General features: G+C 65.2%; 13 protein-coding genes. 9 read left to right on the top strand and 4 right to left on the bottom strand.

Annotated elements, in window-relative coordinates; translation table 11 throughout:
• Positions 1-194 precede the first annotated feature (194 nt).
• From hda to panB, 6 genes are all read left to right on the top strand, one after another.
• Positions 195-908: a DnaA regulatory inactivator Hda gene (gene hda, locus ABDB81_RS13085; protein WP_171020310.1), complete on the top strand. Its 714-nt coding sequence runs from the start codon at positions 195-197 to the stop codon at positions 906-908.
• Positions 909-1012: 104 nt separating this feature from the next.
• Positions 1013-1687 (top strand): HAD family hydrolase, encoded by a 675-nt coding sequence (locus tag ABDB81_RS13080; protein ID WP_137923240.1) that lies wholly within the window; start codon positions 1013-1015, stop codon positions 1685-1687.
• A gap of 1 nt (position 1688) precedes the next feature.
• Entirely contained in the window at positions 1689-3245 is a 1557-nt protein-coding gene (gene pcnB, locus ABDB81_RS13075; RefSeq protein WP_346811436.1) for a polynucleotide adenylyltransferase PcnB, read from the top strand.
• A gap of 1 nt (position 3246) precedes the next feature.
• Complete coding sequence (gene folK / locus ABDB81_RS13070; RefSeq protein ID WP_137923242.1) at positions 3247-3765, top strand: 2-amino-4-hydroxy-6-hydroxymethyldihydropteridine diphosphokinase; 519 nt, start codon at positions 3247-3249, stop codon at positions 3763-3765.
• 38 nt (positions 3766-3803) lie between these two features.
• Positions 3804-4445 carry a deoxynucleoside kinase gene (locus tag ABDB81_RS13065; RefSeq protein ID WP_346811435.1) on the top strand — a complete coding sequence of 214 codons (642 nt, stop codon included), beginning with the start codon at positions 3804-3806 and terminating at the stop codon, positions 4443-4445.
• 100 nt (positions 4446-4545) lie between these two features.
• Positions 4546-5367, top strand: a complete 822-nt coding sequence (panB, locus tag ABDB81_RS13060; RefSeq protein ID WP_137923244.1) for a 3-methyl-2-oxobutanoate hydroxymethyltransferase — start codon at positions 4546-4548, stop codon at positions 5365-5367.
• 63 nt (positions 5368-5430) lie between these two features.
• Here the strand turns inward: panB and pabB are convergent, their stop codons facing one another.
• The 4 genes from pabB to ABDB81_RS13040 all read right to left on the bottom strand — a co-directional run bounded on the left by pabB (position 5431) and on the right by ABDB81_RS13040 (position 11493).
• Positions 5431-7278: an aminodeoxychorismate synthase component I gene (gene pabB, locus ABDB81_RS13055; RefSeq protein WP_346811432.1), complete on the bottom strand. Its 1848-nt coding sequence runs from the start codon at positions 7276-7278 to the stop codon at positions 5431-5433.
• A 233-nt stretch (positions 7279-7511) separates the two neighbouring features.
• Complete coding sequence (dnaJ, locus tag ABDB81_RS13050; RefSeq protein WP_137923246.1) at positions 7512-8651, bottom strand: molecular chaperone DnaJ; 1140 nt, start codon at positions 8649-8651, stop codon at positions 7512-7514.
• A gap of 169 nt (positions 8652-8820) precedes the next feature.
• Positions 8821-10767: a molecular chaperone DnaK gene (gene dnaK / locus ABDB81_RS13045; protein WP_137923247.1), complete on the bottom strand. Its 1947-nt coding sequence runs from the start codon at positions 10765-10767 to the stop codon at positions 8821-8823.
• 171 nt (positions 10768-10938) lie between these two features.
• Positions 10939-11493, bottom strand: a complete 555-nt coding sequence (locus tag ABDB81_RS13040; RefSeq protein ID WP_346811429.1) for a cob(I)yrinic acid a,c-diamide adenosyltransferase — start codon at positions 11491-11493, stop codon at positions 10939-10941.
• Positions 11494-11690: 197 nt separating this feature from the next.
• Here ABDB81_RS13040 and ABDB81_RS13035 point away from each other — a divergent pair, with 197 nt between their 5' ends.
• From ABDB81_RS13035 to ABDB81_RS13025, 3 genes are all read left to right on the top strand, one after another.
• The gene (locus ABDB81_RS13035; protein ID WP_346811428.1) at positions 11691-13109 is read left to right on the top strand and encodes an FAD-linked oxidase C-terminal domain-containing protein; all 1419 of its coding nucleotides are present in this window, start codon (positions 11691-11693) and stop codon (positions 13107-13109) included.
• Positions 13110-13119: 10 nt separating this feature from the next.
• Positions 13120-14010 carry a LysR substrate-binding domain-containing protein gene (locus ABDB81_RS13030; RefSeq protein ID WP_346811426.1) on the top strand — a complete coding sequence of 297 codons (891 nt, stop codon included), beginning with the start codon at positions 13120-13122 and terminating at the stop codon, positions 14008-14010.
• Between the two features lie 202 nt (positions 14011-14212).
• Positions 14213-15715, top strand: a complete 1503-nt coding sequence (locus tag ABDB81_RS13025; protein ID WP_137923251.1) for an FAD-linked oxidase C-terminal domain-containing protein — start codon at positions 14213-14215, stop codon at positions 15713-15715.
• The last annotated feature ends 6 nt before the right edge of the window (positions 15716-15721 follow it).

The raw sequence follows: 15721 nt of genomic DNA, 5'->3' as shown, positions 1-15721 counted from the left end.
TCCGATGCCATTGAGGCGAATCGGGCGCGGATCGAGGGCGCGACTCCAGTAAAATCGCGATTTTAACGGATACAGGCTCCCGGCGACCAGTGCCACACCGCCAGCCCTGCCCCGCGTACGCCAAAGTCACGGCTGAAGCCACCTTTTCGCCCTATTTGAAGTTTTTGACTTAATTCGCCCCAGTCACGCGCGCCATGTCTTTGCGACCCTCCCACAAGCAGTTGTCACTCGAACTGGGCAGCCCTCCGCCGTCCACGTTCGAGAACTTCTTCGTGGCCGCCAACCGGGAACCCGTGCAGCGGCTGCGCGAGCTGCCCGGCCTCGTGGCGCGCGAGCAGGCCCATGACCGCCTCTTCTACCTGTGGGGCGAGGCGGGTTCGGGCCGCACCCACCTGCTGCATGCCGTGTGCGACGCCGCGCTGCATGGCGGCCTGAACTGCCGCTACCTGAGTCCGCACCACGCGCTGTCCGATTTCATCTTCGACCCGTCATGCCAGTTGTATACGGTGGACGATGTGGAATTACTGGACGAAGCGCGCCAGATCGCCGTGTTCTCGCTCTACAACGAAGTACGGGCGCATGTGCGCTGTGCGATCGTGGTGGCGGGGAACCTGGCGCCACGTGCCATGCCCGTGCGTGAGGACCTGCGCACCCGGCTGGGCTGGGGGCTGGTCTATCAGCTCGAATCGCTGTCTGACGATGACAAGATGGCCGCCCTTGTCCAGGCGGCGCGCGAGCGCGGGCTCCAGCTCGCGCCGGAAATTCCGCACTGGCTCGTCACGCGCCACTATCGCGACATGCCCAGCCTGATGGCCCTGCTGGACGCCCTCGACATGTACGCGCTGGAGCGCAAGCGCGCCGTGACACTGCCGCTGCTTCGGGAGATGTTTGCCGAATTTCGCGAGTAGATGTCCGCCAGCGCCCTTATCCGGCATGCTGGCACGAAACCCGCTCCCCACCTGCGCCGGGACAACCCGCCCGCCTGTTGCACCTTAATGTAAAATCGCGCCCCATGAATCTGGCACTGTTTGACCTCGACCACACCCTGATCCCGACCGATAGCGACCATGAATGGGGCCGCTTCCTGGTCCGCATGGGCGTCGTCGACGAGGAATCCTATCGTCGCAAGAACGACGAGTTCTATAGCCAATACAAGGCTGGCACGCTCAATATCCAGGAATTCCTGCGTTTTGCGCTGGCCCCGCTGGCTGCCAATCCGCGCGATCGCCTGGACCAGTGGCGTGTGCGCTTCATGCACGAGGTCATCGAGCCCGTCATCACGCCGCAGGCCAAGGCCCTGGTGTACAAGCACCTGGAAGCGGGCGACCTGTGCGCCGTGGTGACTGCCACCAACAGCTTCGTCACCGCCCCGATCGCCCAGGCGTTCGGTATCAAGCACCTGATCGCCACCGAACCCGCCACGCTCGACGGCAAGCCGGAGAGCCCCTTCACGGGCGAAGTGTTCGGCGTACCGAGCTTCCGCGAAGGCAAGATCACGCGCGTCAACAGCTGGCTGAAGAGTTTGGGCGCCAAGTGGGAAGACTTCGGCACCACTACGTTCTACAGCGATTCGGCCAACGACCTCCCGCTGCTGGAAATCGTCAGCGAGCCGGTGGCCGCCAACCCTGACGATCGCCTGCGCAACCGCGCAGCCGAGGCCGGCTGGCGCATCATGGACCTGTTCTGACGTGATCAAGAAGCTCATCAACCGGCTGCTCGGCAAGCCGGGCCCCAAGCAGCGCCGCATCGGCCGCGCCCATACGCCGCGCGTGGTCGGTGTGGACGAACATCGTATCGACCCCACGCTGATCTCGCGCAACGCGGTCAAGGTTACGTCCACGCTCCAGCAGGCCGGCTACCAGGCCTTCATCGTGGGCGGCGCCGTCCGCGATCTGCTGCTCGGCATCAAGCCCAAGGATTTCGACGTGGCGACCAACGCCACGCCCGATCAGGTACAGGCGCTGTTCCGCCGCTCGCGCATCATCGGCCGCCGCTTCCAGATCGTGCACGTGACGTTCTACGGCGGACGCGACCAGGAAATCATCGAAGTCTCGACGTTCCGCGCCCTTGTGGATGCCGTGGCCAGCGAGACGCTGCCCGAAGGCCGCCGCCTGAAGCGCGCCGAGCTCGACACCAAGACGCATGCGATCGACGCCAGCGGCCGTGTGCTGCGCGACAACGTCTGGGGCTCGCAGGCCGAGGACGCCGAACGCCGCGATTTCACGATCAACGCGATGTACTACGATCCGGCCGCGCAGACCGTGCATGACTACCATCACGGCATGGAAGACATCCGCGCGAAGACGCTGCGCATGATCGGTGATCCGGTCACGCGCTATCGCGAAGATCCCGTGCGCATGCTGCGCGTGGTGCGCTTTGCGGCCAAGACCGGTTTCGGCATCGATGAAGATACGCGCGTGCCCATCGCCGAACTGGCGCCGCTGATCCATAACGTGCCGAGCGCGCGCCTGTTCGACGAGATGCTGAAGCTGCTGATGTCCGGCCACGCCTGGGCATCGCTGCAGGAGCTGCGCAAGGCTGGCCTGCACAAGGGCCTGCTGCCGCTGCTGGATGTAGCGATCGAGCAACCGATGGGCCAGCGCTTCGTGCAGCTTGCCCTGGATAACACCGACCGTCGCGTACAGGCCGGCAAGCCGGTTTCGCCGGGCTTCCTGTTCGCGTCGCTGCTGTGGCACCACGTGCTGCAGCGCTGGACCAAGCTGCGCGAAGGCGGCGAGCATCCGATCGCCGCGCTGAATACGGCCATGGACATGGTGCTGGAAAAGCAGACCGGCCAGTTGGCCATCCAGCGCCGCTTCGTGACCGACATGCGCGACATCTGGGGCATGCAGCCGCGCTTCGAGAAGCGCGTGGGCCGCATGCCGTTCCGCCTGCTCGAATCGCCGCGCTTCCGTGCCGGCTACGACTTCCTGCAGCTGCGCTGCGAGGCTGGCGAACAGCCGGCTGAACTGGGCCAGTGGTGGACCGATTTCCAGAACTCGCCGCCGGACGAGCGCGAGGCGCTGATCCAGTCGGTGAAGCCTGCACGTGGCAAGGGCAACAAGGCCGTGGACGCAGGGGGTCCGGAGATGGCGGACGAGGTGGAAGGCGAAGCGCCGGCACGCAAACGGCGCCGTCGGCGGAGTCCCCGGAAATCAGATACAGTGTCTTCCCGCAGCGGGGCGGATTCTGCCGACGGCGACCAGGCCGCGGAGGGGTCACGCCGCGCCCAGCCGGAGGAATAACATGACGCTTGCCTTCATCGGCATTGGCGCCAATATGGGCGATACGCGCCAGGCGCTGAAAGACGCCATCGTGTGCCTGGCCCAGCAGGTCGGCATCACGGTGGCCGCCCGGTCCTCGTTCTATCGGACCGCGCCGGTCGATGCCACGGGCAACGACTACTGCAATGCCGTAGTGAAGGTCGAGACGACGTTCACGGCGGCGCAACTGCTGCGCATCTGTCACCACATCGAGGACCAGTTCGGCCGCGAGCGCCCGTTTCATAACGCGCCCCGCACGCTGGACCTCGACCTGTTGCTGTTCGGCGATGTCTCGATCGATACCGAGACACTGACTGTGCCGCACCCTCGCATCACCGAGCGCGCCTTCGTGCTCGTGCCGCTGCTGGAACTCGATGCCGCGCTCGAAATTCCAGGCCGTGGCCGCGCCGCCGATTTTGTCGCTAACGTCAGCAATCAGCGCATCGAGAAGCTTTCCTCATGCAAATGCACGCGGCTGCAGGAAGGCGGCACGGCGTCGTGAGACGCCTCACTCGCGCTACGCCACGGAGCATCTGAACCATGCTCGACCATCTGCGCCGCATCGTCGTGGAAGGCCCGATCGGATCGGGCAAGACAGCGCTGGCCCAGCGCCTGGCGCAAACGCTGCGCGCCGGCGAACTGCCCGATGGTGCGCGCCATAATCCATTCCTGGAACGCTACTATCGCGAGCCGCAGCGCTATGCGCTGGCCATGCAACTGTCCTGCCTGAATCAGCGCGCCACCCAGCTTCAGCAGTGGCATGCGGCAATGCTTGCCGGCCATCGGATGATCGGCAATTTCCTGTATCCGCGAGACCGTCTTTATGCGTCGCTGACGCTCGAAGCCGACGAGTTGGCGCTCTACGACACGCTGGCGGCACGGCTGCAAGTGCCGACGCAGCGCGTGGACCTTGTCATCATGTTGCAGGCCACGCCGTCGCTGCTGCGCGAGCGCATTGCGCGCCGGGGCCTGCCAGGCGAAACCGGCATCGAGGAACAGTATCTGCAACGGCTCACCGATGCCTACGGCGAGATGTTCCACACATACGATGACGCGCCCGTCATGATCGTCGATACCGCGCACTTCAATCCGGTGGACAACGACGGTGATTTCCGTACACTACTGTCGCGCATCGAGAACATGCGGGGCCGCAGAGCCTTCCTGAATCTCGCTGCGTCCTGAGTCGCTGCAGCACCATACGATAACGACAACGGCCGCCGCCGGTGCGCACCTTCCGCACATTCCGGCGTACAACCTGGCCGCCACTCCTACGGGCACTGCCATGAGTTACCTCCTCGAACCCTCCCGCAAGACCATCACCGCCCCGAAACTGCAGGCCATGCGCGACGCCGGCGAAAAGATCGTCATGCTGACCGCGTACGACTCCAGCTTCGCCGCATTGCTCGACTACTGTGGCGTTGAAATGATCCTGGTCGGCGACTCGCTCGGCAACGTGATGCAGGGCCAGCAGACCACGCTGCCGGTCACGCTCGATCACATGGTCTATCACACCGAGTGCGTGGCGCGCGGCAACCAGACCGCGCTGCTGGTATCGGACCTGCCCTTCGGCACGTACCCCACGCCCGAGAAGGCGTTCGAGAGTGCCGCCGCACTGATGCGCGCGGGCGCGCAGATGGTGAAGATCGAAGGCGGGGAATGGGCTGCGCCCATCGTGAAGTTCCTCGTCGAGCGCAGCATTCCGGTGTGCGCACACATCGGCCTGACGCCGCAGTCGGTGCACGCGTTTGGCGGCTTCAAGGTGCAGGGCAAGACCGAGGCCGGTGCCGCGCAACTCAAGCGCGATGCACTGGCGCTGCAACAGGCCGGTGCCCAGGTGGTGCTGATGGAAGCCGTGCCAGCCAAGGTGGCAGGCGAAGTGACCGAGTTGCTGACCGTGCCGACCATCGGCATCGGTGCCGGTGTGGACTGCACGGGCCAGGTGCTGGTGCTGCAGGACATGCTGAACATCTACCCTGGCCGCAAGGCCAAGTTCGTACGCAACTTCATGGACGGGCAGACGTCAATCGAAGCGGCGGTGCGCGCGTATGTGGCAGCGGTGAAGGACGGAAGTTTTCCGGCGGTGGAGCATACGTTTGCGGCTTGATTGTTGAATCCCCATTCGGGATTTCGCTCCCCTCTCCCACTTGTCGGAGAGGGGAGACAACAATCAGCGCGGGATGCGCAAGGTGGCCCCCATCACCCCCCGCAGCGCATTCACCACCACCACCTCCTCTGCCCGCAGCACCATCTCCCGCGTGATCGTTGCCTCAACCACAGGTCCATCGATCAGTGCATCGCCCTCTTCCAGCACCACCGCGCGCATGACGCCGGGCAGGATGTCCGCCGACAACGGTGGCGTCATCCACTGACCATCCACCTTGACGAATACCGATGATCGGCCGCCTTCGAGCAGTTCGTCGCGCGTGTTGAAGAACAGCGCGTCGAACGCGCCGTGTTGTTCGGCGGTTTGCCAGCCGGCGTCGTAGGTGGCGCGTGCGCTGAGCTTGTGTCGGCGCAGGACATCTGAGACCGGCAGTCGTTGCGTTGCGAGTTCCACCGCTACGACGCCATCGGGCAAGGCTACCAACGCGCCATGTGCGAAGGTGAGCGTGCCGCGTTTGTCGAGGCTCATCCGCAGTCGCCAGTCGCCATTGCCGAGGCGTGCCGCTTCGGCTTGCAGTGCGGCGCGCGCGGCCGGCATATCGAGCGCAAATCCGAATGCACGAGCCGATGTCGCGATTCGCTGCAGATGCCGCTCGGCATGTCGCACGTCGCCATCGCATGCGTGCATCGTTTCGAACAACGTGAAACCAGGGTCGTGCAGCGTCAGGAAGCGGGCTTTCCAGCCGCACTCGGCAAACTCGTCATCGGCCACGCTGTCATGGACGATGCCGCCGCCGACGCCCATCTCGGCGCGACGCAAACCCTCGGGATTCGCTGCACCCAGCACCAGCGTGCGGATGGCAACGGACATGCCGAAGGCACCAAGCGGCATGCTGTCCGATGGCGCATCAAGCCAGCCAATCGAACCGGTATAGAGGCCACGCGGCGAGTCTTCCAACTCGGCGATGATCTGCATGGTGCGACGCTTCGGCGCACCCGTGATCGAGCCGCAGGGGAACAGTGCCTGCATCAGTTCGCCGAACGTCGTGGCCGGGCGCGCGGTGGCCGTCACCGTCGAGGTCATCTGCAACACGCGGCCGAATGGCTCTACGACGAACCGATCGGGCACGGCCACGCTCCCCGGGACAGCGACACGGCCCAGGTCGTTGCGCAGCAGATCGACGATCATCACGTTCTCGGCGCGATTCTTGGCGTCGGCGGCCAGCGCCTTCGCGGCCTGCCCATCCTGCTGCGCGTCGCCTGAACGTGGCGCGGTGCCTTTCATCGGACGCGCGACGAGATGTCCTTCGCCATCGTGTGCCACGAACAACTCGGGCGATAGCGACAGCACCCATTCGTCACCGGGCAACTGCGCCAGCACACCGAACGGGACCGGCTGCGCGGCACGCAGCGCCGCATAGAACGCCACCGGATCACCGAATGTGCCGAATCGAAGACGCTGCGTGAAATTGACCTGATAGGTATCGCCGGCCTCGATGTAGGCGTGGATGCGGGCGATGGCATCGGCGTACTGCTGCGAGGTCAAGTTGCCGGCGATGTCGATGGCGCCAGCGGGGCCGGACGCCGCACGTTCGTCGACCCACTGGGCCGCCTGGCTCGCGTCGAGCATCGACAGGTTGCGGAACCACAGCAGGCGCAGCGCGCCATCGTGGAACGGCAGGTCATCACCGACATGCACCGGCGCACCGACCAGCGCGCCGCCAAATTCATAAGGGGCGAACAGCGTGACGTGGAGGCCCGCACGCCAGCCTGCATCGAGCAGGATGTCGAGTGTGGCGGTGTCGGCACCGGGCTGGACGCGATCCTCGCGAACGAAGTCGGTGTAGAGGCGCGAGGCGGCTACGCCGGGGGCGTGGGCGTCGTCGAGGAGGACGAAGGGGGTCGTTTGCAAACGGGTTCAGGCGTGGTTGGTGATTCGAACGCTGGCCCTCCCCCCAGCCCCTCTCCCGCACAGCGGGAGAGGGGAGCGAACCCACGGCGATTCGAATGCCATCGGTTTTCTCCCCTCTCCCGCTAGCGGGAGAGGGGCGGGGGAGAGGGCCAGCCTTTCAAACACCCACAATACATAAAAAAACCGGCCACGTTTATCACGTAGCCGGTTTCATCGTTCGCAGCAGTGCGCGATCAGCTGAAGAACCCCTTCACCTTGTCCAGCCAGGATTGCTCTTGCGGGCTGTGGCGCGAGCCGCCATCGTGTACCGAGCGATCGAACTGGCGCAGCAGTTCCTTCTGCGCGTCGGTCAGCTTGATCGGCGTTTCCACGTTCACATGCACGTACAGGTCGCCCGGATAGCCCGAGCGTACGCCCTTGATGCCCTTGCCGCGCAGGCGGAACGTCTTGCCGGCCTGGGTGCCTTCCGGCACCGGGAAGCTGACCCGTCCGTTCAGCGTGGGCACCTCGATGTCGCCGCCCAGTGCCGCGGATGCGAAGGAGATCGGCATCTGGCAGTGCAGGTCGTCGCCATCGCGCTCGAAGACCTCGTGCTGCTTGATGTGGACTTCGACGTACAGGTCGCCCGGGGGGCCGCCGTTGATGCCCGGCTCGCCGTTACCCGATGACCGAATACGCATGCCTTCATCGATACCAGCCGGGATCTTGACCTCAAGGGTCTTCTGCGACTTCAGCTTGCCCTGGCCATGGCACTTGGTACACGGCTTGGGAATGAACTTGCCGCTGCCGTGGCACTTCGGGCAGGTCTGCTGCATCGTGAAGAAGCCCTGCGACACGCGTACCTGACCCACGCCATTACACGTCGGGCAGGTCTCCACCGACGAACCCGGCTCGGCGCCGTTGCCGTGGCAGTGTTCGCAGTCGTCCCAGTGCGGCACGCGGATCTGCGCCTCGTGGCCGTGTGCGGCCTGCTCCAGCGAGATTTCCATGCTGTAGCGCAGGTCGGCGCCGCGATAGGCTTGCGGACCGTTGCCGCGACGTCCACCGCCAGCCTGCTGACCGAAGATGTCGCCGAAGATATCGCCGAATGCCTCGGCAAAGCCGCCGTTGCCGAAACCGCCCGCGCCGAAGCCGCCGGCCATGTTCGGGTCCACGCCGGCATGGCCGTACTGGTCGTAGGCCGCCTTCTTCTCGGGGTCCGAGAGCATCTCGTAGGCCTCTTTGACCTCCTTGAATTTCTCTTCGGCTTCCTTGTTGTCCGGATTACGGTCCGGGTGGTACTTCATCGCGAGCTTGCGATAAGCCTTCTTGAACTCGTCGTCGCTCGCGTCCTTGCCTACCCCGAGCACTTCGTAGTAGTCACGTTTTGCCATGGTGGCTCATACCTGATGGGCCCGGCGGGCCTTGAAACCCCGCCGCGCGATAAGCAAAAAAGCCGAGCGCGGTGTCCGACCGTGGTTTTCACCGCAAGTCAGACCACCGTCGCCCGGCGTCGGGACGGGCAGCGGCGCCGGCATCACCCGCGCCGCCGCCCCCTCCCGCTTACTTCTTGTCGTTCACTTCCTTGAACTCGGCGTCCACGACGTTATCGTCCTGCGGCTGCGCCTGTTGCTGGGCGCCGGCTGCACCGGCAGCGCCTGCGGCACCGGCTTCACCCGCCTGCGCCTGCATGTCGGCGTAGACCTTCTCGCCCAGCTTCTGGCTGACTTCCGACAGCGCAGCGACCTTGGCATCGATCTCGGCCTTGTCGCCGCCGCGTGCGGCGTCTTCCAGTTCCTTGATCGCAGCTTCGATCTTTTCCTTCTCGCCGGCTTCGAGCTTGTCGCCATGCTCGGTCAGCGCCTTGCGGGTCGAGTGGATCAGACCATCGGCCTGGTTGCGAGCGTCAGCCAGCTCGCGGGCCTTCTTGTCTTCCTCGGCGTTGGCTTCGGCGTCCTTGACCATGCGCTGGATCTCGTCTTCCGACAGACCCGAGTTCGCCTTGATCGTGATGCGGTTTTCCTTGCCGGTGGCCTTGTCCTTGGCGCCCACGTGCAAGATGCCGTTGGCGTCGATGTCGAACGCGACCTCGATCTGGGGCGTGCCGCGCGGCGACGGCGGAATGCCTTCCAGGTTGAACTCGCCCAGCAGCTTGTTGCCGCTGGCCATCTCGCGCTCGCCCTGGAACACCTTGATCGTCACGGCCGGCTGGTTGTCGTCGGCGGTGGAGAAGACCTGGGCGTGCTTGGTCGGGATGGTCGTGTTCTTGGTGATCATCTTGGTCATCACGCCACCAAGCGTCTCGATACCCAGCGACAGCGGCGTCACGTCCAGCAGCAGCACGTCGGTACGGTCACCCGACAGCACCGAACCCTGGATAGCAGCGCCCACGGCCACGGCTTCGTCCGGGTTCACGTCCTTGCGGGCTTCCTTGCCGAAGAAGTCGCGCACCTGCTCCTGCACCTTGGGCATACGCGTCATGCCGCCCACCAGGATCACGTCGTCGATGTCGCTGACCTTGACGCCGGCATCCTTGATCGCGGTGCGGCACGGTTCGATCGTGCGCGTGATCAGTTCTTCCACCAGCGATTCGAGCTTGGCGCGCGTCATCTTCAGGTTCAAGTGCTTGGGACCCGAGGCATCGGCCGTGATGTACGGCAGGTTGATCTCGGTCTGCTGCGCGCTCGACAGTTCGATCTTGGCCTTTTCAGCGGCTTCCTTCAGGCGCTGCAGGGCCAGCACGTCCTTCGACAGATCCACGCCCTGTTCCTTCTTGAACTCGGCAATGATGTAGTCGATGATGCGCTGGTCGAAGTCTTCGCCGCCCAGGAACGTATCGCCGTTGGTCGACAGCACTTCAAACTGCTTCTCGCCGTCCACGTCCGCGATCTCGATGATCGAGATGTCGAACGTACCGCCGCCGAGGTCATACACGGCGATCTTGCGGTCGCCCTTCTCGTTCTTGTCCAGGCCGAATGCCAGTGCGGCAGCCGTCGGCTCGTTGATGATCCGCTTGACTTCCAGACCGGCGATGCGGCCAGCATCCTTGGTGGCCTGGCGCTGCGAGTCGTTGAAGTAGGCCGGCACCGTGATCACGGCTTCGGTCACCGGCTCGCCCAGGTAGTCCTCGGCGGTCTTCTTCATCTTGCGCAGCACTTCGGCGGATACCTGCGGCGGTGCCAGCTTCTGGTCACGCGCGCCTACCCATGCGTCGCCGTTGTCGGCCTTGACGATGGCGTACGGCATCAGGCCGATGTCCTTCTGGACTTCCTTCTCTTCGAACTTGCGGCCAATCAGGCGCTTCACGGCGTACAGCGTGTTGCGCGGATTCGTGACGGCCTGGCGCTTGGCGGGTGCGCCAACCAGGATCTCGCCATCTTCCATGTAGGCGATGATCGAGGGGGTGGTGCGAGTGCCTTCGGCGTTCTCGATGACCTTCGGGGCGTTGCCTTCCAGAATCGCGACGCAGCTATTTGTGGTACCGAGGTCGATACCGATGATCTTACCCATAGTGTTCTCTCCTATTGAGCCCTGTCTCTCGTCAGGGACTGCAATTCAACCTGAGTGCGAAATGTGGCCGGTCGAGGCCATTTCAAGGGCGTAATCCGCAATTCCGAGTAATTTTCTCGGCTTATGGCGCCCTCACCCCATTTCGCTTGAAAGTAATTCAAACGTCACTAATCAGGACTTTCTCTCCCGCTGCCACAGCACGTCGGTACCGCCGGCAGCGCGGTTCAACACCCGGGACAGCACGAAGAGCAGGTCGGACAGCCGGTTCAGGTACTGGCGCGGCGCGTCGTTGAGCGGTTCAGTGGCGCCCAGGTCCACCAGCGCGCGCTCGGCGCGGCGGCACACGGTGCGGCAGACATGGGCCTGCGCGGCAGTCCGGCTTCCGCCTGGCAGGATGAACTCCGCCAGCCGGGGCAGCGCGGCGTTGTAATGCTCCAGCCATTCGTCGAGCTGCGCCACCTGAGGCGCCTGCAGCAGCGTGTAGCCGGGAATCGACAGCTCGCCGCCCAAATCGAACAGGTCATGCTGGATGTGGAGCAGCGCGCTGCTCACGTCCGGCGGCAGGCCGTCCTCGGCCAGCAGCACGCCGATATGGCTGTTCAGCTCGTCCACGTCGCCAATGGCGGCGATGCGCAGGCTGTTCTTGCCCACGCGGGTGCCATCGCCCAGGCCCGTGGTGCCAGCGTCACCGGTGCGCGTGGCAATCTTCGACAGGCGGTTGCCCATGCCGGTCTCCTTGGTGTCGGTTGTGATGGTTATCAGAAAGTGGCGCAATTATGGCGCGCTTCGCGCCCGGATTGACCGCTGATCGGCCGTCGGCTGCAAATTGCCGGGCTGGCAGGTGACGCGCACGCCGTGGGGGAGTCGTAGAATAGCGGGCATTCCCTTGCATACAGAGCCGAACGGCCCCGCCGGAGACCCGCATGAACCACCCCACCCCTGCCGCCGCGCTGGCGCGCCGACCGTTTCCGTCCGAGCTGGCCGATGCCCTGACCACCCGCTTTGGCGACCGGTTCACGACCTCGAATGGGGTACGCGAGCACCACGGGCGCGACGAATCGCCCTTTGCCCCCGCCCTGCCCGATGCCGTGGTGTTTGCACACTCCACCGAGGAAGTGGCCGAGGTCGCCCGGCTCTGCAACGCGCACAACGTGCCGCTGATTCCCTATGGCGCGGGCTCCTCGCTCGAAGGCCATCTGCTGGCCGTGGCGGGCGGCGTGAGCCTCGATCTTTCGCAGATGAACCGCGTGCTGGCCGTGCAGCCCGAGGATCTGACCGTGACCGTGCAACCGGGCGTCACGCGCAAGCAGCTGAACCAGGAAATCAAGGACACCGGCCTGTTCTTCCCCATCGATCCTGGCGCCGATGCCTCGCTGGGCGGCATGTGTGCCACGCGGGCCTCGGGGACCAACGCCGTGCGTTACGGCACGATGCGCGACAACGTGCTGGCGCTGACCGTGGTTACCGCCGACGGCCGCGTTATTCGCACCGGCACCCATGCGCGCAAATCGTCGGCCGGCTACGACCTGACGCGCCTGTTCATCGGCAGCGAAGGCACGCTGGGCATCATCACCGAAGTCACCGTGAAGCTCTATCCGCAGCCCGAAGCCATTTCGGCGGCGGTCTGCGCGTTCCCGGCGATGGGCGATGCCGTACGCGCCACCATCCAGACCATTCAGCTTGGCGTGCCCGTGGCGCGTGTGGAGTTTGTCGATGCGCTGGCCATCCGCGCGATCAACCGCCACGACAATCTGACGTTGCCGGAAACGCCGCACCTGTTCTTCGAATTCCACGGCACCGAAGCCGGGGTGCGCGAGCAGGCCGAAACCGTGCAGGAAATCGCGGCCGAGCATGGTGGCAAGGGCTTCGAATGGGCCACGCGCCCCGAAGACCGCTCGCGGCTCTGGAATGCGCGCCACACCGCGTACTTCGCCATGCTGCAACTGAAGCCCGGCTGCAAGTCCGTGACGACCGATGTCTGCGTGCCGATCTCGCGCCTGGCGGACTGCGTGACCGAGACCGAGCGCGATCTCAATGCGTCGTCGCTGCCCTGCCCGATCGTCGGCCACGTCGGCGACGGCAACTTCCACGTGGCGATCCTGGTCGATCCGGACAAGCCAGAGGAAATGGCCGAGGCCGAGGACATCAACCGGCGCATTGTGCAGCGCGCGCTGGCGATGGGCGGCACCTGCACCGGCGAGCACGGCGTGGGCCTGCACAAGATGGGTTTCCTCGTGCAGGAGCACGGCGAGGATGCGCTGGATCTGATGCGCGCCATCAAGGACGCGCTCGATCCGAATCACATCCTGAACCCCGGCAAGATCTTCAACGCCGCGCGCTGAGGCCGGCGCCATGGCATCCGTCTTCCAGCGTGTTCCGCCGCTGCACCTGCTGATTGCGTTCGAATCCGCCGCACGGCTTGGCAGCTTCGCGCGTGCGGCCGAGGAACTCTCGGTCACGCCGAGCGCGGTCTCGCACCGCATCAAGAACCTGGAGGAACTCTGGGGCGAGGACCTGTTCGTCCGCTCCAATGCCGCGCTGCGGCTCACCGCCGCCGGCATGCGCTACCACCGCAATGTCGAGGACGCGCTGAAGTCCCTCAACGAACTTGCGCGCCCCGAATACAACAAGCTGCGCACGCGGCTGCGCGTGGCCATCCCGCCCACGTTCGGCCGCCAGCACCTGGTGCCGCGGCTGCCGGAGTTCCAGGCGCTGCAGCCGCACATCGATCTCGAACTGCACCTGTCCGTGCCGTTCCTGGACGTGAAGGCAGAGGACACCGATGTCGAGATCCGCTACGGCACCGGGCGCTACCACGACCTCAAGACCACGAAGCTGCTGGTAGAGCCGGTGTTCCCGGCGTGCGGCCGCGAATACTACGAGCGCGTGAACGGCTTCGCGATCACCAAGCCCCAGGATCTGCACAATCTGACGCTGCTGCGCAGTCCGCTGGAGCCGTGGCGCCCATGGTTCGAGACAGCCGGCCTGGAGTGGCCCGAGCCGCAGACCGGTGCGCAGTTCAACGACATCGGCCTGATGCTGGAGGCTATCGTGTTCAACCAGGGCGTGGGACTGGTGCGGCAGCGCATGGCGCGGCAGTGGCTGGCATCGGGCCAGATGGTGAAGATGCTCGATGTGGAATCGGTCTCGCCGCACGGCTACTACATCGTCGAACGCGAACAGGCGCCGCTGATGCCCGAAGCGCGCGCGTTCATCGACTGGCTGCTCGGGCTGGACTGGTAGCGGCGCAGCCACTACGCTGGAAGAGGTCTCCGGGCGTGCTGCGTTCTCCACGCGGCATGAACCATTTTGATCGGCCTGCCGTGCCGAATTCATGTGCGTTGACGTGCGCTCGGCGCGTGGGCTGCGCTATAGTCGGCCGTCCCCCTCCCCGGCCGCAGGCACGCAGTACATGCGCCGCGCCCGGTTCGTCACAGGAGTCACCATGAACGCACCGCAAGACGCACAAACCGTGGCGGGCGAATCCGCCGAGGCCCGTCGCGCCTCCTTGCTGGCACAGCTCGCCAGAATCCTGCCCGATGCCGCCATCCTCTGGAAAGCCGAGGACACCGTGCCTTACGAGTGCGATGGCCTGGCCGCGTATCGCCAGGTGCCCGACGCCGTGGTACTCCCCGACACCGAAGCCCAGGTCTGCGCCGTGCTGCGCCTGTGCCACGAACTCGGCGTGCCGGTGGTGCCGCGCGGTTCGGGCACGAGCCTGTCCGGTGGCGCGATGCCAATCGCAGGTGGCCTTGTGCTCTCGCTGGCGCGGTTCAAGCGCATCGTGTCGGTGGATCCTTATTCGCGTACCGCCGTGGTCCAGCCCGGCGTGCGCAATCTCGCCATCTCGGAAGCCGCGGCCGCGCATGGCCTCTACTACGCACCCGATCCTTCCTCGCAGATTGCGTGCTCCATCGGCGGCAACGTGGCCGAGAACTCGGGCGGCGTTCACTGCCTCAAGTACGGCCTGACGGTGCATAACGTGCTGCGCGTGCGTGGCGTGACGATGGAAGGCGATGTGGTGGTCTTCGGCTCCGAGGCGCCCGATGCGCCGGGACTTGACCTGCTGGCCGCCGTCATCGGCTCCGAAGGCATGCTCGCCGTGGTCACCGAAGTCACGGTCAAGCTCGTGCCCAAGCCGCAACTCGCGCAGGTCATCATGGCCAGCTTCGACGACGTGGAAAAAGGCGGCAACGCCGTGGCCGACGTGATCGCCGCCGGCATCATCCCGGCCGGTCTGGAAATGATGGATCGCCCCGCCACGGCTGCCGTGGAAGAGTTCGTCAAGGCGGGCTACGACCTCGACGCCGCCGCAATCCTGCTGTGCGAATCGGACGGCACGCCCGAGGAAGTGGCCGAGGAAATCGGCCGCATGAGCGAGGTATTGCGCGCTTCCGGCGCAACCCGCATCACGGTGTCGCAGTCCGAGGCGGAGCGCCTGCGCTTCTGGAGCGGCCGCAAGAACGCCTTCCCGGCGGCGGGTCGTATCTCGCCCGACTACTACTGCATGGACGGCACCATCCCGCGCAAGCACATCGGTACGCTGCTCAAGCGGATCGAGGAGATGGAACGGAAGTACAGCTTGCGATGCATCAACGTGTTCCACGCGGGCGATGGCAACATGCACCCCCTGATCCTGTTCGATGGCGGCGACGTTGACCAGTGGCATCGCGCCGAGCTGTTCGGTTCCGACATTCTCGAGACCTGCGTGGAACTGGGTGGCACGGTCACCGGCGAGCACGGCGTGGGCGTGGAGAAACTCAACTCGATGTGCGTGCAGTTCTCGACGGCCGAGCGCGAGGCATTCTTCGGCGTGAAGGCCGCCTTTGACCCGGCCAGGCTGCTGAATCCGGACAAGGCCATCCCCACGCTGGCCCGCTGCGCCGAGTACGGCAAGATGCACGTCAGGCGCGGATTGCTGCCGCATCCGGACCTGCCACGGTTCTGAACCACC

Origin of the sequence: Cupriavidus sp. DL-D2, assembly GCF_039710735.1 — a bacterium.
Classification (GTDB): Bacteria; Pseudomonadota; Gammaproteobacteria; order Burkholderiales; family Burkholderiaceae; genus Cupriavidus.
This window is presented reverse-complemented; position numbering and strand designations above follow the sequence as displayed.

What these genes read in the sequence shown, in the direction of transcription:
- hda (WP_171020310.1), top strand. Translation starts at nt 195, where the DNA reads ATGTCTTTGCGACCCTCCCACAAGCAGTTGTCACTCGAACTGGGCAGC.
- ABDB81_RS13080 (WP_137923240.1), top strand. Translation starts at nt 1,013, where the DNA reads ATGAATCTGGCACTGTTTGACCTCGACCACACCCTGATCCCGACCGAT.
- folK (WP_137923242.1), top strand. Translation starts at nt 3,247, where the DNA reads ATGACGCTTGCCTTCATCGGCATTGGCGCCAATATGGGCGATACGCGC.
- ABDB81_RS13065 (WP_346811435.1), top strand. Translation starts at nt 3,804, where the DNA reads ATGCTCGACCATCTGCGCCGCATCGTCGTGGAAGGCCCGATCGGATCG.
- panB (WP_137923244.1), top strand. Translation starts at nt 4,546, where the DNA reads ATGAGTTACCTCCTCGAACCCTCCCGCAAGACCATCACCGCCCCGAAA.
- dnaJ (WP_137923246.1), bottom strand. Translation starts at nt 8,651, where the DNA reads ATGGCAAAACGTGACTACTACGAAGTGCTCGGGGTAGGCAAGGACGCG.
- dnaK (WP_137923247.1), bottom strand. Translation starts at nt 10,767, where the DNA reads ATGGGTAAGATCATCGGTATCGACCTCGGTACCACAAATAGCTGCGTC.
- ABDB81_RS13040 (WP_346811429.1), bottom strand. Translation starts at nt 11,493, where the DNA reads ATGGGCAACCGCCTGTCGAAGATTGCCACGCGCACCGGTGACGCTGGC.
- ABDB81_RS13035 (WP_346811428.1), top strand. Translation starts at nt 11,691, where the DNA reads ATGAACCACCCCACCCCTGCCGCCGCGCTGGCGCGCCGACCGTTTCCG.
- ABDB81_RS13030 (WP_346811426.1), top strand. Translation starts at nt 13,120, where the DNA reads ATGGCATCCGTCTTCCAGCGTGTTCCGCCGCTGCACCTGCTGATTGCG.
- ABDB81_RS13025 (WP_137923251.1), top strand. Translation starts at nt 14,213, where the DNA reads ATGAACGCACCGCAAGACGCACAAACCGTGGCGGGCGAATCCGCCGAG.